General features: G+C 67.2%; 19 protein-coding genes, 1 pseudogene and 1 riboswitch. Of the genes and pseudogenes, 6 read left to right on the forward strand and 14 right to left on the reverse strand.

Annotated elements, in window-relative coordinates:
• Window positions 1-107: 107 nt before the first annotated feature.
• Window positions 108-319: riboswitch (cobalamin riboswitch) on the reverse strand.
• Between the two features lie 136 nt (window positions 320-455).
• The 6 genes from KF907_RS03590 to KF907_RS03615 all read right to left on the reverse strand — a co-directional run bounded on the left by KF907_RS03590 (window position 456) and on the right by KF907_RS03615 (window position 6463).
• Window positions 456-1859, reverse strand: coding sequence for a choice-of-anchor Q domain-containing protein (locus KF907_RS03590; RefSeq protein WP_291218270.1), 1404 nt, complete (start codon window positions 1857-1859; stop codon window positions 456-458).
• 146 nt (window positions 1860-2005) lie between these two features.
• The gene (locus tag KF907_RS03595; RefSeq protein WP_291218272.1) at window positions 2006-2668 is read right to left on the reverse strand and encodes a hypothetical protein; all 663 of its coding nucleotides are present in this window, start codon (window positions 2666-2668) and stop codon (window positions 2006-2008) included.
• 82 nt (window positions 2669-2750) lie between these two features.
• Complete coding sequence (locus KF907_RS03600) at window positions 2751-3797, reverse strand: saccharopine dehydrogenase family protein (RefSeq protein ID WP_291218274.1); 1047 nt, start codon at window positions 3795-3797, stop codon at window positions 2751-2753.
• The gene (locus KF907_RS03605; RefSeq protein ID WP_291218276.1) at window positions 3794-4603 is read right to left on the reverse strand and encodes an SDR family oxidoreductase; all 810 of its coding nucleotides are present in this window, start codon (window positions 4601-4603) and stop codon (window positions 3794-3796) included. Before KF907_RS03605 ends, KF907_RS03600 begins: the two co-directional genes overlap by 4 nt.
• Before the next feature lie 118 nt (window positions 4604-4721).
• Entirely contained in the window at window positions 4722-5447 is a 726-nt protein-coding gene (locus tag KF907_RS03610; RefSeq protein WP_291218278.1) for a 2OG-Fe(II) oxygenase, read from the reverse strand.
• Window positions 5444-6463, reverse strand: a complete 1020-nt coding sequence (locus tag KF907_RS03615; protein ID WP_291218280.1) for a class 1 fructose-bisphosphatase — start codon at window positions 6461-6463, stop codon at window positions 5444-5446. Before KF907_RS03615 ends, KF907_RS03610 begins: the two co-directional genes overlap by 4 nt.
• A gap of 167 nt (window positions 6464-6630) precedes the next feature.
• Here KF907_RS03615 and KF907_RS03620 point away from each other — a divergent pair, with 167 nt between their 5' ends.
• Together KF907_RS03620 and KF907_RS03625 are read left to right on the forward strand one after the other, a co-directional pair.
• A complete protein-coding gene (locus KF907_RS03620) occupies window positions 6631-8376 on the forward strand; it encodes a DUF885 domain-containing protein (RefSeq protein ID WP_291218283.1) in 1746 nt (581 codons plus the stop codon).
• 136 nt (window positions 8377-8512) lie between these two features.
• A complete protein-coding gene (locus KF907_RS03625; protein ID WP_291218285.1) occupies window positions 8513-8644 on the forward strand; it encodes a hypothetical protein in 132 nt (43 codons plus the stop codon).
• A gap of 116 nt (window positions 8645-8760) precedes the next feature.
• Here the strand turns inward: KF907_RS03625 and KF907_RS03630 are convergent, their stop codons facing one another.
• The 4 genes from KF907_RS03630 to aceF form a co-directional block, all read right to left on the reverse strand.
• The gene (locus tag KF907_RS03630) at window positions 8761-9303 is read right to left on the reverse strand and encodes a GNAT family N-acetyltransferase (protein ID WP_291218287.1); all 543 of its coding nucleotides are present in this window, start codon (window positions 9301-9303) and stop codon (window positions 8761-8763) included.
• A gap of 75 nt (window positions 9304-9378) precedes the next feature.
• Entirely contained in the window at window positions 9379-9930 is a 552-nt protein-coding gene (locus tag KF907_RS03635) for a cold shock domain-containing protein (protein ID WP_291218289.1), read from the reverse strand.
• A 31-nt stretch (window positions 9931-9961) separates the two neighbouring features.
• Window positions 9962-11728: a dihydrolipoyl dehydrogenase gene (lpdA, locus tag KF907_RS03640; protein ID WP_291218291.1), complete on the reverse strand. Its 1767-nt coding sequence runs from the start codon at window positions 11726-11728 to the stop codon at window positions 9962-9964.
• A 44-nt stretch (window positions 11729-11772) separates the two neighbouring features.
• Window positions 11773-13107, reverse strand: coding sequence for a dihydrolipoyllysine-residue acetyltransferase (gene aceF, locus KF907_RS03645; RefSeq protein ID WP_291218293.1), 1335 nt, complete (start codon window positions 13105-13107; stop codon window positions 11773-11775).
• 239 nt (window positions 13108-13346) lie between these two features.
• On the opposite strand from aceF, the pseudogene KF907_RS03650 reads away from it, so the two are divergent.
• The 3 genes and pseudogenes from KF907_RS03650 to KF907_RS03660 all read left to right on the forward strand — a co-directional run.
• Window positions 13347-14912, forward strand: a pseudogene (locus tag KF907_RS03650) (ABC-F family ATP-binding cassette domain-containing protein); the annotation flags it as partial.
• Window positions 14913-15146: 234 nt separating this feature from the next.
• Window positions 15147-16505 (forward strand): 3-oxoacid CoA-transferase, encoded by a 1359-nt coding sequence (locus KF907_RS03655; protein ID WP_291218297.1) that lies wholly within the window; start codon window positions 15147-15149, stop codon window positions 16503-16505.
• A gap of 194 nt (window positions 16506-16699) precedes the next feature.
• The gene (locus tag KF907_RS03660) at window positions 16700-17221 is read left to right on the forward strand and encodes a GNAT family N-acetyltransferase (RefSeq protein ID WP_291218300.1); all 522 of its coding nucleotides are present in this window, start codon (window positions 16700-16702) and stop codon (window positions 17219-17221) included.
• Window positions 17222-17231: 10 nt separating this feature from the next.
• Here the strand turns inward: KF907_RS03660 and KF907_RS03665 are convergent, their stop codons facing one another.
• From KF907_RS03665 to KF907_RS03675, 3 genes are all read right to left on the reverse strand, one after another.
• The gene (locus tag KF907_RS03665; protein WP_291218301.1) at window positions 17232-17999 is read right to left on the reverse strand and encodes a DUF2884 family protein; all 768 of its coding nucleotides are present in this window, start codon (window positions 17997-17999) and stop codon (window positions 17232-17234) included.
• 285 nt (window positions 18000-18284) lie between these two features.
• Window positions 18285-19757, reverse strand: coding sequence for an anthranilate synthase component I (trpE, locus tag KF907_RS03670; RefSeq protein WP_291218303.1), 1473 nt, complete (start codon window positions 19755-19757; stop codon window positions 18285-18287).
• 135 nt (window positions 19758-19892) lie between these two features.
• On the reverse strand, window positions 19893-22370 hold the full coding sequence (locus KF907_RS03675) for an EAL domain-containing protein (protein ID WP_291218305.1): 2478 nt from the start codon (window positions 22368-22370) through the stop codon (window positions 19893-19895).
• Window positions 22371-22641: 271 nt separating this feature from the next.
• Here KF907_RS03675 and dinB point away from each other — a divergent pair, with 271 nt between their 5' ends.
• On the forward strand, window positions 22642-23727 hold the full coding sequence (gene dinB / locus KF907_RS03680) for a DNA polymerase IV (protein WP_291218307.1): 1086 nt from the start codon (window positions 22642-22644) through the stop codon (window positions 23725-23727).
• Between the two features lie 8 nt (window positions 23728-23735).
• Here the strand turns inward: dinB and KF907_RS03685 are convergent, their stop codons facing one another.
• A complete protein-coding gene (locus KF907_RS03685; RefSeq protein ID WP_291218309.1) occupies window positions 23736-24065 on the reverse strand; it encodes a PGPGW domain-containing protein in 330 nt (109 codons plus the stop codon).
• Between the last annotated feature and the right edge of the window lie 22 nt (window positions 24066-24087).

The following is a 24087-nucleotide window of genomic DNA, read 5'->3' on the forward strand; positions in this document are numbered from 1 at the left end:
GGACGGGCGCCTGCGCTCCGTCCAGCGACGCGCCTCCCCGCGGAAGCGGCCACCTGCGCCCGGTTGCGACCGTCGATGGCAGGCGTCTCACGCGCTGCGAACGATGGCCGTGGCCGGGCGTGTCGGCAGGTCTTCGGGCTCGCGGATACGGGTCGTTCGACCCACCTCCCCCCGACGCTTCCCAAGGCTCGCGCCTCAGTGCCTGGAACGGGGTTCGTTTCCGCCTACCGCTGCGGGGCAGCTCCGGAATCACACCGGATTCCCTTTTCAACCAGCCGCGGAAGGAGTCCGGGCCGGTACCGACCACCACAACCTATTGTGTCGGCAGGCCGCAGTCAACCGAACATTTTGTGTCCGGGCACTTGCAATTCCCGATCGAGCGGGACGTCCAGGCAAAACCGGGCGATGGCCGGGACATCACACGCCGCACGCCGCGACGCGGATGCGGACCGCCACTATGGCGTCTCGAATCCGTGCATGAAGATGCGATCGGGACGGTATTCGTGGGCGCCGAGGTCGAAGCCGGCACCCTGCGGACGCGGCACGCCATCGACGTCGTATGGCGGGGCCAGGGTCGCGCTGCCGCTGTCGATCGCGCTCGAGCCGGCACGCAGGTGCAGGTCGAACGGCGGAGCGACGAAGTGGGCGGCGGCGTTGCTGAACTCGAGGTTGTGGTCGACCACGAGGTTGATGCCGGTGGTGTCGATGTCGGCGGCGAGATTGTTGCGCACGACCACGTTCTCGCTCGGCCGACCATCCTTGTGCGCGCGCACGAGGATCCACGGCGGCCCCGGCGTGCCGCCGGCGAGATCGATGACCGTGTTGTTGATGACGCGCGAGTTGCGCATGCCGTAGAAGCTGATGCCGTGCCAGTGGTCGGTGACGACGATGTTGTTCTCCACGATCCAGTCGGTGAAGAAGCCGTCGAAGCAGCCGATGCCCTGCATCGCGCTGCGCAGCGGGTTGGCCGGGTTGGTCGCGTTGATGAACACATTGCCGCGCAGGACCACGCCGACCACCTCGCCGTGCCCGGGGCCTCCCGGGCCGATCGACCAGCTCTGGAAGCCGTCGTCGTGGTTGTCGTCGAAGTCGTCGTCGATCAGGTTGTTCTGCACGCGGTTGTATTCATAGAGGCCATGGTCGCCGATGCCGCGGATGCCGTCGGCGGAGAAACCATCGATGAGGTTGCGCCGCACGACCGCATGCCGGCCGGTGACGGCGATGCCGAAGCGCACGTTGCGGATGCGGCTGTCCGTGAGGCTGACGCGATCACCGCCGATCTCGACACCGCTCGAGGCCAGGTCGACCCATTGCGCAGGGCCCCAGGCCGAGGCGTCGGCGATCGAATGGATGTCGAGATTGGCCAGCTCGACATCCCAGGTCGGGCCGAACCAATTGTGGTTGAGCGCCTCGACGATCGTCGTCTGTTCGTTGTTGCCGCCGAACGACGGGCTGATCGTGAGGTCGCGGATGATCCAGTGCTGCGCCGAGCGCACCAGCAGGGTGCGCACCTGCGGCGCATGGCCGGGCTGCGCGGCAATCGTGACCGGCGCCGTGTTGTAGGCGTGTTGGATGCTGAGATCGCCATGGAAGCCGTTGCGCAACCAGATCGTGTCGCCGGCTCGCACCGGCGCACCCGGATTGATCGTGACCGGGGTCATGCCGGGCGTGTATGGATAGCTCGGCCAGTTGCGTGTCTGGATCAGGCCGGCGTCGAAGACGTGGGCAAGCGAACGCCATGGATTCGCCGCGCTGCCGTCGCCGGTGACGTCGCTGCCGGCAATCGGGTCGATGTAGAACGAGGCCGCCTGTGCGCTGGCACCGGCGAACAACAGCAAACCCAGCATTGCGTGCCGCATGTCGCCCTCCGTGCTCCGGCAGGAACAGGGCCCATTCGATCACGCGCCACGCCCGGAAGACGTGACGGAAGGCTTGAAACGGCCGGAATTGGCGAATTGGAAATGGAGAATGGTCAGAAGCAGGGGGTTTCGAGCTTCGCCACTCCCTATTCCTGTCCCTCCGCCTCCATCGCCGCAAGCACCGCATCGACCGAGGTCGAGCGGCTGCCGGCGAACAGGCGGATCGCGGTACGCGCGACCTGGCGCGTGTCATACCAGGCATAGGCACCGACTCCGACCGCACCGACCACCGGCAGCCAGCGCGCCACGCCACCACCGATCAGGCGCCGGGTCACACGCAGGCCGACCGCATGCGCGATGCGCTCGAATGCGCGCAGCGGCACGTCCTGGGCGATCAGGCGACCGCCGACGCGCACGACCAGATCACGCACGGCCTGCGCGGCAGCGTGGCGGAACAGGCAATACATCATCTGTTCACGCGAAAGTTTCGCGTTGACTCCATACACGCCGGAAATGTCGGCGACCATTTGCGCCTGGATGCGCCAGATCGCCACCAGTTCCGGAACGATGGTCAGCCAGCCGAGCGGCCCCGGTGGCAAGGCGAGGGTACCGGCGGTCAGCGCAGCCTTGTTGCCGGCCGCCTTGGCGATCGCGCGCGCGCGCGCGCCAGCGTCGCCGGCCGGACCTTCGTCGGTGGTCGGCACGCGGCCGATCAGGTCGATGATGTTGCGCGCGATGCGCGCCGACAGTTCCTCGGTGCTGCTCGGTTCGCCGCGCCGTGCCGGGATGTATTCGGGTTTCTTCGACATCACTCGTTCCATCCTGTCGGGCGCGCGCGGAGTGGTGGCAACAGATGGGGACCGGCGCCCGGATGTGCAAGCCACGCCAACATCAGTTGATCCGGCGCACGCCGGGAAGACCGAGCACGTATTCGGCCCCCATGAACAGCGATGGCGTGGCGAAACCGCCGGCCGGCTTGGCCCTGAGCACGCGCTCGACGATGCCGAGGCTCGCGCTGACCGTGAGGTCGTAACCGTTCGGCGTGACGATGGCCAGTTTCTCCTCGGCGCCGCGCGCATTGCGCACCTCACCCCATACCGTGCAGCCGCTGCGCGCACGCCGCGCCGCATCCGGGCCCGGCGTTGCGCCAGCCCGTGCCTTCAGCCAGCGCTGCACGGGGCCGAGGCCGAACAGCGGCTTGAGGGGGCGCAACCAGCGCATGCGCGCGATCGTCTTTGCCGGCAAGGCCATGTAGGTTTCGATGTCGCCGATGCCGGTCGAGACATGCGCGGTGTAGACATCACCCCACGGTATCGTCATCGCCGTGCGCACGCTGCCGTCCTCGCGCGTGAAGGTGCGCGACTTCCACGCCAGCGGCACTTCGACCAGTTCGCCGCCGATGCGCGCGCGGCCACCACGAGCGAGACCTTCGACGCTGGTTCTGGCGGTACCGGGACTCGGACCACCGGCGGCCTCGAAGCCGAGCACGAGGTGGTCGGCATCGGGCAAGCGCTGCTTGAGCAGGGCCGCCACGCAATCGGTCGGCACGACGTCGAAGCCGGTGCCGGGGAATATCAGTACGCCTTCGTGCACGCCGCGGTTGTGCGCGCGATGACAGTGCGCGAATACGTCGATCTCGCCGGTGATGTCGAGGTAGTGCACCTTGTGTTCGAGACAGGCGTCGAGCAGTGGTGCGCAAGTGCGCGAGAACGGACCGGCGCAATTGAGCAATACCTCGACGCCATCGAACTGGCGCGCGATCGTCGCCGCGTCATCGAGCGCGAACACGCGCCGGGTCAGACCAAGCGGGCCGGCCAGCGCGTCGAGGGCATCGCGGTCGCGGCCGGCGAGAATCGGCCTGAGACCGCGCGCGGCCGCGGCCGCGGTGATCAGGCGCCCGGTATAGCCGTTGGCGCCGTAGATCATCAGGCGGCTCACGTCGATTTCCCGCGCGCGCGCACCTTGCGCATCAATTCACGGAAGTAGCGTTGCGGAAACCAGCGCTTGAGCCGCCAGGCGTTGCGCACGCTCGCAGTCGGCAGGATCAGGAACTCTCCGCGCTCGACACCGCGGTAGATCGCCTCGGCGATCATCGCCGCGCTTTCCTTTGCGTCGCGCATCAGCTGGGTGGCAGCTTTCAGCGAAGTCGGATCAGCCGAGCGGAAACTCTCCAGCAGGTTGGTCTGGAAGAACGAAGGGCAGGCCACCGACACGCCGACGCCGCTGCCGTCGAGGTCGGCACGCAGACCCTCGGACAAGGCGATCACCCCGGCCTTGGCGGTCGCGTAGGCGGCCATTCCCGGTGGCCCGGCAAGGCCGGCGAACGAGGCGATGTTGAGGATGTGGCCCTCGGCCTGTTCGGCGAGGATCGGCCCGAACAGGCGGCAGCCGCGCACCACGCCGAGCAGGTTGATGTTCAGCATCCAGCGCCATTCGTCCATCGACGCCGTGAGCAAGGGGCCGCCCGAGGCAACGCCGGCATTGTTGATGACGAGGTCGACACCGTCCCAGGCCGCGAGCACCTCATCGCGCAGTGCCTCGAACGAGGCATCGTCGCCGACATCGACCCGCATCGCCATCGCGCCGATGCCGAAGCCGGTGATGAGTTCCACCGTCTCGCGCGCGCGCTCCAGGCGGATGTCGGCACAGGCCACGCGCCAGCCTGCTTCGGCGTACCGGAAGGCCAGCGCGCGCCCGAGCCCGCTGCCGGCGCCGGTGACGAGGACACGTCGGGATCTGGCCATCGGGATACTCCCTGCGGGAGGGGAAACGAAAATGGTGGGAAGCATCGCGCCAGTTCGGGCGAATCTTCAATCCCGACTTTCGTGGGAGAACCCGCGCAGGCCCCGGGAGAAGCCCTGCTCAGCCCTGCGTCGGCTGGCCGAACAGCACTTCCGGACGCTGGAACAGCACCCACGAGGTGGCGATGTACTTGTCGCCGCCCTTCGGCATGTTGCCGCGATGCGTGTGCGTATAGCCGGCCGGGGCGATCAGCAGCGATCCGGTCCGCGGCACGATCTTGCGCTGCTGGTGGAAGAACTCGGTCTCGCCCTCGGCGAAGCCATCGTTGAGATAAAGCGACCACAGCACCACCCGGTGCAGGGTCTCGCCGTAGGTATCGCCGATCTTCGGATACAGCTCGCAATGCCAGTAGGGATAGCCACCCTGGTTGGCGATGTACTTCTGCAGGTTGATCGTGCCGGGACGGAACACCTTCACCATCAGCGCCTGCAACAGCGGGTCGGGCAGGGCGCGGATGCCGTCGTGGTCGAGCATGACCAGCTCGCCGGTCTGCGCATCCGGCATGCGCAGCGACAACGGCGCCAGTGCGGTGTACGGGTAGCGCCGCACGTAGCGCATGAGCGCAGCCATCATCACGGTGTTGAGGCGATTCACCGCATCGCGCCATTCCGGGTAATCATCGATGCAGATGTCCCAGCTGTCCTTGAGGCGCGTATCGACGCCTCCACCGGTGCGTCCGCGCACGGCCTTGCCGCTCCGCTCGAAACGCTCGATCAGGGCGCGGCAGGTGTGCGCGTCGAGAGCGCCCTCGCAGACCTCGATGAAGTCGTCGCTGGTCGTGCTCACTCGGCTGCCTCGCGGTGATAGCGGGTGGCGCGCTCGACCTCGTTGCGCGAGCCGAGGAACACGGCGACGCGCTCGTGCAGCTTCTCCGGCTGGATGTCGAGGATGCGCAGGCGCCCGTCGGTGGCCATGCCACCGGCCTGTTCGACGATCATCGCCATCGGATTGGCCTCGTAGAGCAGGCGCAGCTTGCCGGGCTTGGACGGATCCTTCCTGTCGCGCGGATAGATGAAGATGCCGCCGCGGGTGAGGATGCGGTGCACATCGGCGACCATCGAGGCGACCCAGCGCATGTTGAAGTCGCGACCGCGCGGACCGTCCTTGCCGGCCAGCAGCTCGTCGATGTAACGACGCATCGGCGCTTCCCAGTGGCGGTGGTTGGACATGTTGATGGCGAACTCGCCGGTGTCCTCGGGGATGCGCATGTCCGACCGGGTGAGCAGGAAGCTGCCCTGCTCGCGATCGAGCGTGAACGCATGCACGCCGTCACCTACCGTCAGCACGAACACCGTGCTCGATCCGTAAATCGCGTAGCCGGCGGCGACCTGGCGCGTGCCGGCCTGCAGGAATGCCTGCTCGTCTGGATCGACCGCATCGGTCGGGCAGCGCAGCACCGAGAAGATCGTGCCGACCGAGATGTTGACGTCGATGTTCGAGGAGCCGTCGAGCGGGTCGAACACGAGCAGGTATTCGCCCTTGGGATAACGGTGTGGAATCGGATGCGGATGATCCATCTCCTCGGAGGCGAGTGCGGCGAGATGACCACCCCATTCGTTCGCTTCCAACAGGATCTCGTTGGACAACACGTCGAGCTTCTTCTGTGCCTCGCCCTGCACGTTGCCGGTGCCGGCCTCGCCGAGCACTCCACCGAGCGCGCCCTTGGCGGTGGCGATCGAGATCTGCTTGCAGGCGCGTGCGACGACTTCGATGAGCAGACGCAGGTCGGCGTCGATGCGCCCCTTGTCGCGCTGCTGTTCGAGCAGGAAACGGGTCAGCGAAATCGGTCGGGTGCGCGGCATCGGCGGGACATCCGGGAGGAGGGTGGACACGCATTGTCCCGGGTTGTGCGAAGGGGCGCCAGTTGAGCAGCGGAAGCCGGGCAGCCGGGCGATGCGCCACTCCCGACACTGCGCGCAAGGCAGGGTCGGTGCGATGATGGGCGCCTGACCTGTCCCGGGGAAAGCCGATGAAAGCCTCTTTCGCCGTACTGCCTCTCGCCGTCGCCCTGCTCTCCGCCGCGCCGGTGCGTGCCGCAGACGCGCCGACCGCCGATGAACGATTCAGTGCGATCCATGAAAGCGAATGGGCTTGGCGGCGCACCCAGTTCCCTGGCCTGGACGACGAGGATGGCGTGGCCACGCGCGGCGACCGCTTGCCGAGCGTCGACGCGGCGACCCAGCGTGCGCGCCTGAAGAAATGGGATGAGGTGTTGCGCGAGCTCGATGCGCTGCCACGCGCCGAGCTGTCGGCGCCCGAACAGATCAATTTCGCGATCTACCGCGAGCAGATCCACAACCTTGCTGCCGACGTTCGCTTCGGCGGCTACGAGATGCCATTCAACGCGGACTCCTCATTCTGGTCGGGGCTCGGCTTCATGACGCGCCGACCGCTCAGGACGGTCGAGGATGCGGACGCCTACATCGCGCGCCTGAAGGACGTGCCGCGCTACTTCGACGAACAGATCGCCAACATGCGCGCCGGCCTCAAGCGTGGCTTCAGCGTGCCGCGCGCCGTGCTCGCGGGTCGTGACGTGTCGATCGCCATGGTGGCCGACCTTGAGGACCCGCGCGCGAGCGAGTTCTTCAAGCCACTGACGACCCTGCCGACAACCGTGGATGCCGAGGATCGTGAACGTTTGCAGGCCGACGCTGCTGCCGCGATCGGCGAGCAGGTGATTCCGGCCTATCGGACCCTGCTCACGTTCTTCCGCGACGAATACATGAAGAAGGCGCGCAAGACCCTCGCTGCCGAGGCGATGCCGAACGGCAAGGCCTACTATCGGCAGCAGATCCGCGAGTTCACCACGCTCGACCTGAGCGCCGAGCAGATCCACGCAATCGGTCTGGAGCAGGTCGCGCGCATCCGCGCGGAAATGCTCGAAACGATGAAGAAAGCCGGGTTCGAAGGCAGCTTCGCCGAGTTCCTCGCCTTCCTGCGCAGCGATCCGCAGTTCTACGCCAAGACCCCGGAGGAACTGTTGATGCGCGCGGCGTGGATCGCCAAGCGCGTCGACGGCAAGCTGGCGCGCTACTTCGGCCTGCTGCCGCGCGGACGCTTCTCGATCGAACCCGTACCCGCCGACATCGCGCCGTTCTGGACCGCCGGTCGCGGCGGCGCAAGCACATACTGGCTGAACACCTACGACCTGCCCTCGCGCCCGCTCTACAACCTGCCCGCGCTGACCTTGCACGAATCGGCGCCCGGGCATTCGTTCCAGCTCTCACTGGCCGAGGAGCAAAGTGCCCAGCCGGCGTTCCGTCGCCACGGCTACATCTCTGCCTACGGCGAGGGCTGGGGCCTCTATACCGAGAAGCTCGGCCTGGAAATGGGCATCTACCAGACGCCCTACGAGGAGTTCGGTCGTCTTACCTACGAGATGTGGCGAGCCTGTCGCCTCGTCATCGACACCGGCGTGCATCACAAGGGCTGGTCGCGCGAGATGGCGCTCGCCTACCTGCGTGAGCGCACCGCGCTCAGCGAACACGAGGTCACCACCGAAGTCGACCGTTACATCTCCTGGCCAGGCCAGGCGCTTTCGTACAAGCTCGGCGAAATCAAGATCGTCGAACTGCGTGCCGAGGCCGAACGCGAACTCGGCGCGAAGTTCGACATCCGCGCCTTCCACGACGCCGTGCTGGCCCAGGGTTCGGTGCCACTGCCGGTGCTCGAACAGCAGATCCGTGCGTTCATCGCAGAACGGAAACTGAACTAGGGATGTTCTGATCCATCCCACAACGGCGTCACCGTCCTGTGCGGGCGCAGATCAAGGCGCGACGACGAAGGCAGCCTGGCCGTCGCTCGAGCCGGCGCAACGCCGGGCTGCCCCCGCACGGGACGGCCCCAACCTTTTGAATCCCGATGACGGGCCGGTCGAGATCCGCGATTTCATCCGCGGCAACCGTGTTCTCGCGGTGACGCAAGCCGACCGCGTCGAAGACATCCACGTGCAGAACGAGATCGGTGCATCGATCGGGCGTTGAGCATCCTCGAACCTGTCAGGGCCGTAGCAATGCGGGACGTGGCCGACGGCGAACCCGAGTTCCGTCCCGCGATCCGCGTGAACAACAGCGCCAACCTGCCGGAGTGCACGCGCCCCTCAGCCGTCCGTCGGCACGGTCGGCGTGTCGAGCACGAGCTGCCAGAAACCGAGGTCGAGCCAGCGGCCGAACTTGAAGGCTGCTTCGCGAATCGTTCCGGCGTGGACGAAGCCGAAGCGCTCGTGCAGGGCGATGCTGGCGGCATTGGCGACATCGATGCCGCCGACCAGGACGTGCACGCCGCGCGCCCGAGCAGCCTCGATGAGCGCCTGCATCAACAGCGCGCCGACACCGCGCCCGCGGTGGTCGCGCTGCACGTACAGGGAATGCTCGACCGAGTACTTGTAGGCCTCGCGCTCGCGGAAGCGGCCGTAGCTGGCGAATCCGAGCAGGCTGCCGTCGTCGTCGACCACACCGATCACCGGATGCCCGGCCGTGCGTTTGGCCGCGAACCAGCCATCCATCGATTCCAGCTCGCGCGGCCGATAGTCGTACAGCGCGGTCGAATGGACGATCGCTTCGTTGAGGATGTCGAGGATCGCCGCGGCATGGTCGGCGTGGGTGCAATCGATGAGGTGAACCGGGGACATCGCGGCGCTCATGTGCACCTCCCGTAGCCATGATTGCGGCGTCGCGCCGATGCGCCGGCAACATCCACCGCCGAGTTGGTGCTCAGGTCACCAGCTGCAATGCTGCTGCTCGCAGGGCACGCCATCGTGGTCCCCGTCCATCTTCGTTCCCGGACAGTTGGCGAGAAAGAATTTCGCTTCGGCACAGGAATGCATTTGCGAGCAGTGGATACGACCGTCGCATTGGAATCGCGGCGAATGGGTCGGGTCGGGCTCGTTGGAGAAATATGCACGTCCTGAAGTCATTTCGCGGCCAGAAACGATGCCGTCGAACCAGGGGCGGACATGCGGGTAGGCCGCCACGCCAATGGCAACAAGCACGACGGCTGCGACCAGCGGGACCCATCCCCCTTCCTTCCGCGGCTTGCGCACATGGCGTCGCGTCGACCGACCACGTCGTGCATCGGGAACCTGGACGGCGGCGGCTCGCCGCCGTCCGTCAGCATCGACCACGAGGTCGAAGGAGACGGCGTCGCCAACCACGGGCCGGATGCCACGCGGAAACGCCGACACGTGCAGGAATACGTCATTGCCTCCGCCGGCCGGCTCGATGAAGCCGAATCCGCGCTCATCGTTCCACTTGCGGATCGTTCCGTGCATGCGCACCGCGCGGCCCCCAGCCTGCGAAGGCTCACTTCTTTTTCGGAATGTACAAATCCGTCGCCGTGCCTTCGTAGACTTCGGCGGCCATGCCGACCGATTCGCTCAAGGTCGGGTGCGGGTGGATGGTGAGGCCGATGTCGCCGGCTTCGGCACCCATCTCGATGGCCAGCGCGACCTCGGCGATCAAGTCGCCGGCATTGGGTGCGACGATGCCGGCACCGATGACACGGTGGGTGGCTTCATCGAACAGCAGCTTGGTGAAGCCTTCGGTGCGGCCGATGCCGACCGCGCGGCCGGAGGCGGCATGCGGGAACTTGCCGACGCCGTAGGCGATGCCGGCCTTCTTCGCTTCGGTTTCGGTGAGGCCGACCCAGGCGATCTCGGGATCGGTGTAGGCGACCGACGGAATCACGCGGGCGACGAACTCGCTCTTCTCACCGGCGGCGACTTCGGCGGCGACCTTGCCTTCGTGGGTGGCCTTGTGCGCGAGCATCGGCTGGCCGACGAGGTCGCCGATGGCAAAGATGTGCGGCACGTTGGTGCGCATCTGCCGGTCGACCGCGATGAAGCCGCGCTCGTTGACGCTGACACCGGCCTTGTCGGCACCGATCTTCGCGCCGTTCGGGGCGCGGCCGATGGCGACGAGCACGCGGTCGTAGAGTTGCGGTTCGGGCGCACCCTCGCCTTCGAACGTCGCCTTGAGGCCTTTCTTCTCGGCTTCGATCCTGGCCACCTTCACCTTGAGGTGGATGCCGGCGTAGCGCTTGGCCAGACGCTGCTGCAGCGGCCGCACGAGGTCCGGATCGGCGCCGGGCATGAGTTGGTCCATCAGTTCGACGACGGTGACTTCGCTGCCGAGCGCGGCGTACACCGAGGCCATCTCCAGGCCGATGATGCCGCCGCCGACCACGAGCAGTTTCCGCGGAATGTCGGTGAGCAGCAGCGCGTCGGTCGAGTCCATCATGCGCGGGTCGTCCCACGGGAAGCCCGGCAGCTTCACCGCCTGCGAGCCGGCGGCGATGATGGCCTTCTCGAAACGCACGAGCTTCGCGCCTTCGGCGGTGGCGACTTCGACTTCATGCGGCGAAACGAACGTGCCGATGCCTTCGACCACGCGCACCTTGCGCTGCTTGGCCATGCCGGCGAGGCCCTTGACCATGGTGCCGACGACCTTGTCCTTGTAGGCGCGCAGCGCGTCGACGTCGATCTTCGGCGCGCCGAACGTGATGCCGATGTCCTTCACATGCGCGGCTTCGTCGAGCACGCGGGCGGCGTGCAGCAGCGCCTTCGACGGGATGCAGCCGACATTGAGGCAGACGCCACCGAGCGAGGGATAGCGTTCGACCAGCACGGTGTCCTGGCCGAGGTCGGCGGCGCGGAACGCCGCGGTGTAACCCCCTGGTCCGGCACCGAGCACGAGCACCTGGCATTCGAGGTCCGGCGTGCGACCGCTCGTGGCGGCGGCTTTCGGTGCCGGCGTGGCCACGGGCGCAGGCGCGGGGGCTGCCTCGACTTTGCCCGGTACGGGAGCGGCTGCCACTGGCGCGGTACCCGCCGTCTCCGCCTCGACCACCGCGACAACGACGCCTTCGGACACCGTATCGCCGAGCTTGACCTTGAGCTCCTTGACCACGCCGGCCACGGTCGATGGCACTTCCATCGTCGCCTTGTCCGATTCGAGGGTGACCAGGCCCTGGTCCTTCTTCACCGTATCGCCTGGCTTCACCAGCAGTTCGATGACCGGGATGTCGTGGTAGTTGCCGATGTCGGGAACCTTGATGTCGATGGCGGCCACGGTGCATGTTCCTCTGGATGTTCTCTGGAAGTGCTGGCGCGCGGTCAGAGCAGCACGCGCCGCATGTCGGCCAGCACCTGGCCGAGGTAGGCGGTGAAGCGCGCGGCCGAGGCGCCGTCGATGACGCGGTGGTCGTAGGACAGCGACAACGGCAGGATCAGGCGTGGCTTGAACTTCTCGCCATTCCAGACGGGTTTGGTCGCCGACTTCGACACGCCGAGGATGGCGACTTCGGGCGCGTTGACGATCGGCGTGAATGCGGTGCCGCCGATGCCGCCGAGCGAGGAGATGGAGAAACAGCCGCCGGACATGTCGGCCGGGCCGAGCTTGCCGTCACGCGCCTTCTTCGCCAGCTCGCCGGTCTCGACGGCGATCTCGAGCACACCCTTGCGGTCGGCATCGCGCAGCACCGGCACGACGAGGCCGTTCGGCGTATCGGCGGCGAAACCGATGTGGAAATACTTCTTCAGCACGAGGTTCTCGCCCGAGGCATCGAGCGAGGCATTGAACTCCGGGTACTTCTTCAGCGCGGCGACCACCGCCTTGATGAGGAAGGCGAGCATGGTGACCTTGATGCCGGCCTTCTCGTTCTCCCGGTTGAGGGCGACGCGCAGCGCTTCGAGGTCGGTGATGTCGGCGTCATCATGCTGGGTGACATGCGGGATCATCACCCAGTTGCGCGCGAGGTTCGCGCCGGACATCTTCTTGATCTTCGACAGCGGCTTCGTTTCGACCTCGCCGAACTTGGCGAAATCGACCTGCGGCCACGGCAGCAGGTTGAGACCCGCGCCACCGCCACCGGCCACGCGCGGTGCGGCTGCGCCGGCGAGCGCGGCCTTGACATAGTTCTGCACGTCCGCCCGGGTGATGCGACCCTTGCGCTCGCTGCCGGTGACCTGGCTCAGGTCGACGCCGAGTTCGCGCGCGAACAGGCGCACGGCCGGACTCGCATGCGGCAGCTTGCCGGGCATGACCGTATCGGCACCGAAGGCGACCGGTGGGGTGCGTGGCGCGCCCGCATCGACAGGTGTCGTGGGTTTCTCGGTTTCGGCCTTGGCCGGCGCGGCTGGCGTGGCTGCCACTGCTGCAGGCGCTTTTTCCGGCGCCGGTGCGGGTGCCGGAGTTGGTGCAGCGGATGCGCCTTCCGCATCGACGATCGCGACGACCACGCCTTCCGATACCGTGTCACCGAGCTTGACCTTCAGTTCCTTGACCACACCGGCGACCGAGGATGGCACTTCCATGGTCGCCTTGTCCGACTCCAGGGTGACCAGACCCTGGTCCTTCTTCACCGTATCGCCCGGTTTCACCAGCAGTTCGATGACCGGAATGTCGCTGTAGTTGCCGATGTCGGGGACTTTGACTTCGTGGGTGGCCATCGAGCTGCTCCGGATGTGCCGTGTTGCGATTTCGGGGATGCCGAGTGTGTCACGCCGCAACGGCGGGGGCCAACCGCTCAGCGCCGCGTCGCCCCGATGATGCAGTGCATCGATTACACTGGGCGCCCTCGGCGTGACCGCGCCGCTGGCTCAATCAACCGGATACACATCGCTCACGGCAGCTTGCGCTGCAGGCCAAGGGCCGCGTCGCGACCGCCTGGAAGTGTCAACAGACCCCGATGATTTCGTTCCGCAACCTCGCCCTGCGGCGTGGCGAACGCCTGCTGCTGTCCGACGTCGACGTCGCCCTGCATGCGGGCTGGCGCGTCGGCGTGATCGGCCGCAACGGCTGCGGCAAGTCGAGCCTGTTCGCCGCGATCATGCACCAGCTCGAACCCGACCGCGGCGACATCGAGTATTCCGAGCGACTGCGCATTGCCAGCGTCGCCCAGGAAACACCGGCGCTGCCCGACCGCGCGATCGACTTCGTCGTCGCCGGCGATACCGAGGTGCATGCCGTGCTCGTCGCCGAGCAGAAAGCGATGGCCGAGGAAGACTGGGATGCGGTCGCAGTCGCCCACCAGAAACTCGCCGAACTGAACGGATATGACGCCACGGCTCGTGCCGGCAAGTTGCTGCACGGCCTCGGCTTTCCGTCGGACACGCATGAGCGCACCGTCGCCGAGTTCTCCGGCGGCTGGCGCGGCCGCCTCAATCTCGCCCGTGCGCTGATGATGCCGAGCGACCTGCTGTTGCTCGACGAGCCGACCAACCATCTCGACCTCGACGCCGTACTCTGGCTCGAACAGTGGTTGCTCAAGTATCCGGGCATGCTGATGATGATCTCGCACGACCGCGAGTTCCTCGACGGCGTCGGCACCCACATGCTGCACCTGCATGATGGCAAGGCGAAGCTCTACACCGGCGACTACACGAGCTTCGAGCGGCAGCGTTCCGAGCAGCTGCGCCAACAGCAGATCGCCTTCGAAAAGGAACAGGCCGAGCGCGCCCATCTGCAATCGTTCATCGACCGCTTCAAGGCCTCGGCGGCGAAGGCCAAGCAGGCACAGTCCCGGGTCAAGCGCCTGGCCAAGCTGGCCGGTACCGAGGCGGTGCGCGCCGAGCGCCAGATCCGCATCGACTTCGCCGAACCGCTCAAGCTGCCGACCTCGCTGATCCGCATCAACCACGGCCAAGCCGGCTATGGCGACAAGCTCGTCCTCGACAAGGTCGGCTTCGGCCTCGAAGCCGGCGACCGCATCGGCCTGCTCGGCCCGAATGGTGCCGGCAAGTCGACCCTGGTGCGCAGCCTGGTCGGCGAACTGCCGCTGATCGCCGGCACGCGCAGTGTGCATCCGGACATGGAGCTCGGTTACTTCGCCCAGCACACGGTGGAATCGCTGCACGCCGGGCAGTCGCCGATCGACCACCTGCGCGACATTGCACCGGGCGTGTCGACGCAGGATTTCCGCGACTTCCTCGGCCGCTGGAACTTTGCCGGCAACCGTGCCTTCGAGAGCGTGGACGGATTCTCCGGTGGCGAACGCGCACGCCTGGCACTGGCCCTGATCGCCTGGCGCAAGCCGAATGTGCTGCTGCTCGACGAGCCGACCAACCACCTCGACCTCGAGATGCGCGAGGCGCTGGCCGAAGCGCTCAGCGTGTTCCGTGGCGCGATCGTGCTGGTCTCGCATGACCGGCATCTGATCGGTTTGGTCTGCGAAACCTTCTGGCGCGTCGCCAACGGCCGCGTCGAACTGTTCAAGGGCGACCTCGACGAGTACGCAGCCTGGCTCAAATCCCGACGATAGCAACCTCTGTGTAATCGGAACCCGTTCACGGACGATTGACGCAGACGCCGCGTCCGTGGCGGCAAGCATCGCCCGTGAACGGGCTCCCACGGACAAGCAGGGTCCCTTTGACTCACCACGCCATTGGCCGAAAGGGCAGATTGAACCGCCCTTCGCGACCGTACTACCCTGCCCGGCCTCCACACCGTCCGCGCCCGCGCGCATCGACCCGAACGCAAGGAATCCGACGTGAAAAAAGTCTATGCCACCGCCGCCGAGGCGCTGTCCGGCCTGCTGCATGACGACATGACGATCGCAGCCGGTGGCTTCGGCCTGTGCGGCATCCCCGAAAACCTGATCCAGGCCCTGCTCGAATCGGGCGTGAAAGGCCTGACCATCGTCGGCAACAACGCCGGCGTCGACGACTTCGGCATGGGTCCGCTGCTGAAGACGCGCCAGGTCCGGAAGGTCATCGCCTCTTATGTCGGCGAGAACAAGGAGTTCGAGCGCCAGGTGCTGGCCGGCGAACTCGAACTGGAACTGGTACCGCAGGGCACGCTCGCCGAGCGCCTGCGCGCCGGTGGCGCCGGCATCCCCGGCTTCTACACCCGCACCGCGTTCGGCACCAAGCTCGCCGAGGGCAAGGAGACGAAGACCTTCGACGGAGTCGACTACGTGCTCGAACCGGCGATCAAGGCCGAGGTGTCGATCGTCAAGGCGTGGAAGGGGGACCGCTTCGGCAACCTCGTGTTCCGCAAGACCGCGCGCAACTTCAATCCGATGATCGCCACCTGCGGCAAGGTCTGCGTCGCCGAAGTCGAGGAACTGGTCGAAACCGGCTCGCTCGAACCCGACCAGATCCACACGCCGGGCATCTACGTCGACCGCATCATCCAAGGCCCGCGCTACGAGAAGCGCATCGAGTTCCGCACGCTCTCCGGTGGCACGCCTTCAGCGAAGGAAAACCCGGTACGCGAGGGCATGGCACGCCGCGCCGCGCAGGAACTGCGCGACGGCTACTGCGTGAACCTCGGCATCGGCATTCCCACCCTGGTCGCCAACTTCATCCCCGATGGCGTCAGCGTGACCCTGCAATCGGAGAACGGCCTGCTCGGCATCGGCCCCTTCCCGACCGAAGCCACGGTCGATCCCGACCTCATCAACGCCGGCAAGCAGACCATCACCACGATTCCCGGTTCGAGCTTCTTCTCGAGTGCCGATTCGTTCGCGATGATCCGCGGCGGCCACATCGACCTGTCCATCCTCGGTGGCCTGGAAGTTTCCCGGAACGGCGATCTGGCCAACTGGATGGTGCCCGGCAAGATGGTCAAAGGCCCCGGCGGCGCCATGGATCTCGTCGCCGGCGTGAAGCGCGTGGTCGTATTGATGGAGCACACCGCGAAGGACGGTTCGCCGAAGATCCTCGACGAATGCGCCCTGCCGATCACCGGCAAGGCCTGCGTCGACATGATCATCACCGACCTGTGCGTGTTCGACGTCAAGCCAGGCGGCGGGCTCGTCCTCAAGGAACTCAACCCAGGCGTCAGCGTCGATGACGTGCGCGCGAAGACCGGGTGTGCGTTCGAGGTGACGGAAAGCCTGCGCTGACCCCTTCGCCACGCGGAAACCCGTGCACGCGCGACACACGACATGCCGGTCAACGCCCATGCCAGCGTCCGTGGATTCCGGCAGCCGATGGCGCGTACGGGTGCCGCTTCGCTGCTGCACGGTCCGGCGCAGGGGCTCGTGCCGGCCCCGGCGAAAGACGCAGGCCGGCTCGGGCGCATCCGATGACGACGGCCATGAGCCTGGTGATTCGCCGTGGCCTGCCCGCCGATGCCGCGGCGCTGGCGGCATTCGCCGAACGCACCTTCGTCGAAACCTTCGCCGCGTACAACACCGCCGAGAACATGCGCGTTTATTTGGCGCAGGCGTTCGGTGAGGATCACCAGGCACGCGATCTCGCCGATGCGGACACGACGATCCTGCTGGCCACGCGGGGCGAAACCCTCGTCGCCTATGCGCAGATGCAGCGCAGTGCGGTTCCGGATGGTGTCGATACGCGCTCGGCCATCGAGCTGAAACGCTTCTACGTCGACCGCAGCGCACACGGCCGTGGCGTGGCCGCGGAGCTGATGGCCGCCGTGTTTGCCACGGCGCGTTCGCATGACGCCGAACATGTCTGGCTCGGCGTCTGGGAGCACAACCCGCGCGCGATCGCGTTCTACCGCAGGACCGGGTTCATCGACGTCGGCACCAAATGTTTCCCGCTCGGTGACGACCTGCAGATCGACCGCATCATGTGCATGGCCGTGCCGCGATAGCCCGATGGAATCAGCGGGCTGGGCGCACGAGATCGAGGGGCGAGCCGTCCGGCAAGCGCGCGGTGATGGCCGATTCGACGCCATCGAGAGCGTCCAGTCGTGAGCATAGCTCTGCGGCACGGCGTTCGATCTCGGCACTGCGTTGCTCGACGGCGGCCTCGACTGTCTTCTCGATCGCATCGGCGCGCGCCTCGAGTTCGGCAATCGCTGCTTCGTCGCCACTGAAGGCAAGCTTGAGCGCCATCGTCGTGACGTTGCCGACCATTTCGCCGACGAGGCTACCGACCGCCTGCTCGACCGCACGTTCCAGTTCGGCGTCGGTGGTGGCATCCCAACTCTGCTTCGTCTCGATGCTGTGCTGCAACTCCGCGGCGACACGCGCAACGCGATCGGCGCTCCTGCGCGCCTCGGCCGGGCTCGACGCGAATGCGCTCGCGGCATGACCGACCGCCTCGAAGGCAATGCCGATGGCGTCGATCGCAACGCCCTTCACTTCCGGCACGAGTTCGCGCAAGCCACGTTCGAGCGCGTCGGCGCGTGCACGATCGGCCGGATCGAGCGCGAGGTTCCGGCCATCCACCTGGATGTCGCCACCGGGCAGCAGCACGATCTCACGCTGGCTGCCGGCCTCGATGAAGACGAGGCGTGCCGGATCGATGCGGAACGAATGGCGGCTGCCCAGATCGCAATCGGAGCCGAGGCGGGCTTTCGCGTGTGCAGGAATCGCGGTGCAGGTCAGCGCCGCAAGCGCGAGGCAAAGCACGGTACGGTGGTTCATGGATGTCTCCCAGTGGGTTCGCCTCGCTTCGATGCACGAACCCGCCCCCGCGTTTAAGGATGCTCTGATCAATCCCGCAATGGCGTCATGACATGCGCAAGGTTCGCGCCGGAGTGGGCGCGACGAAGTGCAGGCTGGCGGCCTGGATGGGCCGCGCAGGCCGCGCCGCGGGCTTTGGCGGTGTCATCAAGCCTGGTGTTTGCCGCGGCTGCATCCATCAGCCCGGCGACACGGTTGAGTACTCGCCGAGCGATGCCGGCCCAGTCCCTTCCCGCCCGGAGGTGCTCACAAGCCGGCGGCTGCGCGCGCCACCGCGCGGAACAGCGCGCGACCCTTGTTCATCGTTTCCTCCCACTCTTTAGCCGGGTCGGAATCGAAGACGATGCCGGCGCCGGCCTGGACATGCAGGCGGCCGTCCTGGATGACCGCGGTGCGGATCGCGATGGCGGTGTCGGCGTCACCGTTCCAGCCGATGTAGCCGATCGCGCCGGCGTAGATGTTGCGCTTGACCGGCTCGAGCTCGCGGATGATTTCGAGCGCGCGGATCTTCGGCGCGCCACTGACCGTGCCGGCCGGGAATGCCGCGCGCAACACGTCGGTGTAGGCGAGGCCGGGTTTCAGTTCGCCTTCGACCTGGCTGACGATGTGCATGACATGCGAATAGCGCTCGACGACGAAGCGCTCGCTGAGCTTCACGCTGCCGGTGGTGGCAACACGACCGACGTCGTTGCGGCCGAGATCGATCAACATGAGGTGCTCGGCGCGTTCCTTCGGGTCGGCGAGCAGCTCGGCTTCAAGCGCGGCATCCTCTTCCGGCGTGGCGCCACGCGGACGCGTGCCGGCGATCGGGCGCAGGACGACGCGGCCCTGCTGCTGGCGTACCAGGATCTCCGGCGAGGAGCCGACGATCTGCGTGCGGCCGAGGTCGAGAAAATACATGTAGGGCGACGGATTCAGTGCCCGCAGGGCACGGTAGACATCGACCGGTCGGGCGCGGAACGGCACGCTCAGGCGTTGCGAAAGCACGACCTGGAAAATGTCGCCGGCACGGATGTATTCCTGCGCACGGCGCACCGCATCCTCGAAACCTTCGCGGGTGAAGCCGGAAACGAAGTCGGCCTCGTCGAGTGGCTTCGGATCGAGCGTCTCCGGATAGCTCGAGCCGGCGTGGCGCAGGCGGAAGGCGAGTTCGTCGAGGCGCCGCTGCGCGCGCGCGTACGCCTGCGGCTGCGCCGGATCGGCATGCACGATCAGATACAGGCGGCCCTTGAGGTTGTCGAACACGGCGACTTCCTCGCTCAGCATCAGCACCGCGTCGGGCGTGCCGAGCTGGTCGGGCTTGTCGTCCATGGCGAAGCGCGGTTCGATCCAGCCGATCGTCTCGAAACCGAAGTAGCCGACCAGTCCACCCGAGAACGCCGGCATGCCCGGCAGCAACGGCACGCGGTATTGCGCGCGCAGCGTCTCGATGGCGGCCAGCGGATCGTCGAGTTCGCGTGTCTCGACGACTTCCCCGTGCTCCTCGACGCTCAGGGTATGTCCGCGCAGCGTGTACACGCGCCGACACGGCAGGCCGATGATCGAGTGCCGTCCCCAGCGCTCGCCGCCCTCGACCGATTCGAACAGGTAGGCATACGGTCCGTCGGCGAGCTTGAGATACACCGACAGCGGCGTATCGAGATCGGACAGCACTTCGCGCACTACCGGGATGCGGTTGCAGCCTTGGGCGGCGAGGGCGTGGAATTGTTCGGGTGTCATGGGTGACAAAGGGGCTGGTTGCTTGCGGTAATGGGAGCCCGTTCACGGGCGATCGATGTTGGAATGGAGGGTGAAAGCAGAAAGTATCGCCCCCGAAGGGGCTCCTGCAGGAATGTCTTCCCGCGGCGCGTCGAATCAGGCGTCGACGACCAGCGCTGCAAAATCCACGCGCTTCAACAACCGCGCTTCGCCGAGATAGTCGCCCTGGACGAAATCGACGCCGGCCTCGGTGAGGGCTTCGAGGGTGGCCGCGTCGTCGACGGCGCCGGCGATCACGCGCATGTCGAGCGATTGCGCCAGATCGGTGATCGAGGCGACGCGACGGCGTTCGCGCGGATCGCTCGTGATGCGCTGCACGAGGCTGCGTTCGAGGCGCACGAAGTCGCCAGGCAGACGTTGCGCGCTGAGGAAGGGCAGCGAACCGTGGCCGGAACTCGAACCACGCAGCACGAAGCGGCAACCGATCGCCTGCAGGCGCGCGATGAAGCGGCGTGCGGCGGGCAGGTTGGCGAGTTCGCCGCTGTCGACCATTTCGAACACGAGCTGGCTGGCTGGCACCGCCGCCTCGACGATGGCCTGCTCGATCGCGGCCAGCGTGTCGGGGTCGGCGACGGTGCCCGGCGACAGCCGCGTCATCAGGCCGACCGGCGTGACCCGACCCCGTTCGCTGGCCAGGGCGGCGAGCAGGCCACGCACGACCCACAGATCGATGCGCTGGATCATGCCGACGCGTTCGGCCAGCGGCACGAAGGCGCGCGGCAGGATCAGCTGGCCGTCCTTGCCGACCATGCGCAGGCGCACCGAATACAGCCGCGGCTCGGACGAGGCGAGTGGATGCCAGCCCGCCTGCGCTCCGGGCTCGCCGGCCAGCGGCACGACCGGCTGGGCGAGGATGACGAAGCGTGCCTGCTCGAGGGCGATGCGCAAGCGCTCGCTGGACGGCGAGGCCGATGCCGGCTCGGGCGCCGCCGCGGTTTCGCTGGGCCGTGCCAGTGCGGCCTGGGCCTGCTCGAGCGCCTCGTCGGCACTGACCGTGCGCGGGCTGAGCAATACCGCACCGACCTGCGCGTGGATCGGGTGCTCGGTTTCACCGACCGTATAGGTGCGGCCTCCGAGCAGGTCGCGGAAGCTGCGCGCGAGCACATCGATGTTGTCGACCTGCACGCCACTCAGCACCAGCCGGAACACGTCGCCATCGCCACGTGCCAGCACATCGCCCTCACGCAGACGCCGTGACAGCGTCTGCGCGACCGCGCGCAAGCGTTCGTCGCCGCGCGGCGACCCGGCGTCCCCGTCCGCTGCCACCTCGATATGCAGCAGGGCCGAGTAACCGCCGCGCTCACGCAAACGCGTGACTTCCTGGATCAGGCGCTGGCGCAGGTGGCGCGCGTTCGGCAAGCCGGTCAGTGGATCGTTGTTGAGCTCCCAGCGCAGCCGTTCGGCCGAACGGCGCTCGGCGATGTCGCGGAAGACGATGATCGCGCCATGCCGCCGGCGCTGTGCGGCCAACGGCAGCACCGTACATTCGACCGGCACGCCACTGCCATCGCGACGGCGGAACATCGTCTCGAAGTGGCGTGGGCCTTCGCCTTCGATGTGAGCGCGGGCCAGGCGCGACGCGCGCGTCGACTCGTTCGGGTAGATCGCGGCATGCGCGAGCAGGCCCACCAGGTCGTTCTCGTCGGTATGGCCGAGCAGGCGCAGGCCGGTCGGATTGACGAAGCTCACGCGACCGTCCACATCAATGCCGAACACGCCGTCGCCAACCGAACCGAGAAGGCCGTCGAGCTGCTGGCGTTCGGCCTCGACCGAGCGGCGCATCTCGATCGTGCGGGCGAGCGTGGCGACGCGGGCGAGGAACAGTTCGCGCGCCTCGTTCTTGAACATGCACTCGCTGGCGCCCGCCTGTAGACAACGCTTGATGATGTCCTCGCGGTAGCTGCCGGTGATGACGGCGAGCACCGGCGGTTCGTCGAGCGCGGCCAGGCGGCGACACAGCTCGTCGCCGCTGCCGTCAGGCAGGAAATAGTCGACGACGACGAGGTCGGGGTGGTTCTCGGCCGCGCGCGCCTCACCCTCGGCGATCGTGCCGGCAACGTCGACCTGGTAACCGGCACGCTCCAGCGATTGCGCATAGGCCAGGCGCACACTTTGCGAATCGTCGACGAACAGCACGCGCAAGCGGTCGCTGCGCTCGCTCGCCCCGGTCGCGCCGGGGCGGTCGATTTCGTCCGGAGCCAGTTCGTAGACGCAGGCCGGCAGGCGGCTGAATTGCGACCACAGCAGGAACCGCGCGCGCAGCGAATCGGCGCTCCAGGCGCGGATCTCGGGCGTTTCCTCGTGGGCGACGACCACGGTCGGTGGTGCCTCCGGTGCGTCGCGCAGGTATTCGAGCAAAGCGATGAACTCGCGCGTGGCACGCGCCGGCGCGCCGACGACTGCGGCTGCATACGGGGGTTGCCTTGAGTGTGGCTCGGCGAACTGGCGCAGGTGGCCGAGCGCCTCGAGATAGCCGCCCAACTCGTTGCGCACAGGCATGGCCGCGGCGGCGAGCGTGCGCTGCAACAGATGGTTGAGCGTGGTCGAACGCTCGACGAGCAGGATTCCGCCCAAGAAAAACCCCGACACCGGCAACGGAAACGATCGCGCGACGTGCGCGCCCCAACACCCTGTACATGCCTCACGTCCGTGCGCGTGGGTTGCGGTGCGAGCGCCGCCCCGGCCGACGTCACGTGATGAAACCAGTCTGGACGGGGCTTTGCAAGGCTGGCATGGCGGCTGGGGCCGCTTGCCGGGAATGGGGTACAGGGAATGGTCAAGAGCAAAAGCCTGGCTTCTCGCTATTCTCCATTCCCTATTCCCTAATTCCCATTCGCGGCTTCACGTGCGCAAGATCATCCACGTCGACATGGATGCGTTCTATGCGGCGGTCGAACAGCGCGACGACCCGGCCCTGCGCGGCAAACCGGTCGTGGTCGCCTGGCGCGGCCCGCGCTCGGTGGTCTGCGCGGCCTCGTACGAGGCGCGAAGCCACGGCGTGCGTTCGGCCATGCCGGCACTGCGCGCGGAGCGCCTGTGCCCCGAAGCGATCTTCGTGCCACCCGATTTCGCACGCTATCGCGCAGTCTCGCAGCAGGTGCGCGCGATCCTGCTCGCGCACACCGATCTGGTCGAACCGCTCTCGCTGGACGAGGCCTATCTCGACGTCAGCGAACCAAAATGCGGACCGGCCTCGGCCACGGCGATTGCCCGCGCTATCCGCGAACGCATCCGCGAAGCAACCGAACTGACCGCCTCGGCCGGTGTGGCGCCCAACAAGTTCCTCGCCAAGATCGCATCGGACTGGCGCAAGCCCGACGGCCTGTTCGTGATCCGCCCGGAACACGTGCTCGACTTCCTCGTACCGTTGCCGGTCGGGCGCATTCCCGGCGTCGGCCGGGTCATGGAAGCCCGGCTCGCCGCACTCGGCGTGCGCACGGTCGGCGACTTGCGCACGTGGTCGCAGGAGGCCCTCGAACATCGTTTCGGCCGCTACGGCCAACGCCTGTATGGCCTCGCCCGCGGGATCGACGACCAGCCGGTCGTGCCGGACCGGCCCACCCAGTCGGTCTCGGCCGAAGACACGTTCGATCAGGACCAGCCGCTCGACGCGCTCGGCGAGACCATCGATCGCCTCGCCGCCAAGGTGTGGGCGCAGACACGCAAGCTCGAACATGCCGGCCATACCGTCGTGCTCAAGCTCAAGACGGCCGGCTTCCGTATCCTCACGCGCAGCCAGACCCTCGGCATGCCGCCCCAGTCCGCCGCCGAACTCGCCGCCATCGCGCGCAGCCTGCGCCAGCGCGTGGAGCTGCCGCTGACGACGCGCTACCGCCTGGTCGGCGTCGGCCTGGCCAATTTCCGCAGCGCCGCCACCCCCGATGCGCAGAGCGACCTGTTCGATGCGGCGGGTCCTGGTGATGACCGCTAGGAGCCCGTTTACGGGCGAGGGTTGTGCGCCGCGCGCCGCGCGCGCCAGCGTTGCAACGCGCGCGCGATCCACACGTCGGCGCGATCGAGCCCGCGCGCGACGAACAGCGATTCCTCGCCGATCAGGGCAGCGCCGATGATCATGACGAGGACGCCCGGGCCCGGCAGTACGAGCATGGCCGTGCCGGCGAGGAGCAGGGCAACGCCGAGGCCGATCAGGACCAGTTTGCGCAACAGGCCGCGCGGCCTCTCACGCTGCGCGCGCCAGCGCATCTGGAAACGTCGTCCGGCGGGCCGCGAAGTGAAGCCGTGCCACTGCTGTTTGAGGCTGGGAAACATCGCCAAGGGGTCGGAGGGAACA

This window comes from Dokdonella sp. (assembly GCF_019634775.1).
Classification (GTDB): Bacteria; Pseudomonadota; Gammaproteobacteria; order Xanthomonadales; family Rhodanobacteraceae; genus Dokdonella.

Coding starts and splice junctions, on each gene's coding strand:
- KF907_RS03615 (WP_291218280.1), bottom strand. CDS start 6,463: ATGCCGCGCACCCGACCGATTTCGCTGACCCGTTTCCTGCTCGAACAG.
- aceF (WP_291218293.1), bottom strand. CDS start 13,107: ATGGCCACCCACGAAGTCAAAGTCCCCGACATCGGCAACTACAGCGAC.
- KF907_RS03665 (WP_291218301.1), bottom strand. CDS start 17,999: ATGAACCACCGTACCGTGCTTTGCCTCGCGCTTGCGGCGCTGACCTGC.
- KF907_RS03590 (WP_291218270.1), bottom strand. CDS start 1,859: ATGCGGCACGCAATGCTGGGTTTGCTGTTGTTCGCCGGTGCCAGCGCA.
- KF907_RS03660 (WP_291218300.1), top strand. CDS start 16,700: ATGAGCCTGGTGATTCGCCGTGGCCTGCCCGCCGATGCCGCGGCGCTG.
- KF907_RS03685 (WP_291218309.1), bottom strand. CDS start 24,065: ATGTTTCCCAGCCTCAAACAGCAGTGGCACGGCTTCACTTCGCGGCCC.
- KF907_RS03595 (WP_291218272.1), bottom strand. CDS start 2,668: ATGTCGAAGAAACCCGAATACATCCCGGCACGGCGCGGCGAACCGAGC.
- KF907_RS03635 (WP_291218289.1), bottom strand. CDS start 9,930: ATGCACGGAACGATCCGCAAGTGGAACGATGAGCGCGGATTCGGCTTC.
- KF907_RS03620 (WP_291218283.1), top strand. CDS start 6,631: ATGAAAGCCTCTTTCGCCGTACTGCCTCTCGCCGTCGCCCTGCTCTCC.
- KF907_RS03630 (WP_291218287.1), bottom strand. CDS start 9,303: ATGAGCGCCGCGATGTCCCCGGTTCACCTCATCGATTGCACCCACGCC.
- trpE (WP_291218303.1), bottom strand. CDS start 19,757: ATGACACCCGAACAATTCCACGCCCTCGCCGCCCAAGGCTGCAACCGC.
- KF907_RS03605 (WP_291218276.1), bottom strand. CDS start 4,603: ATGGCCAGATCCCGACGTGTCCTCGTCACCGGCGCCGGCAGCGGGCTC.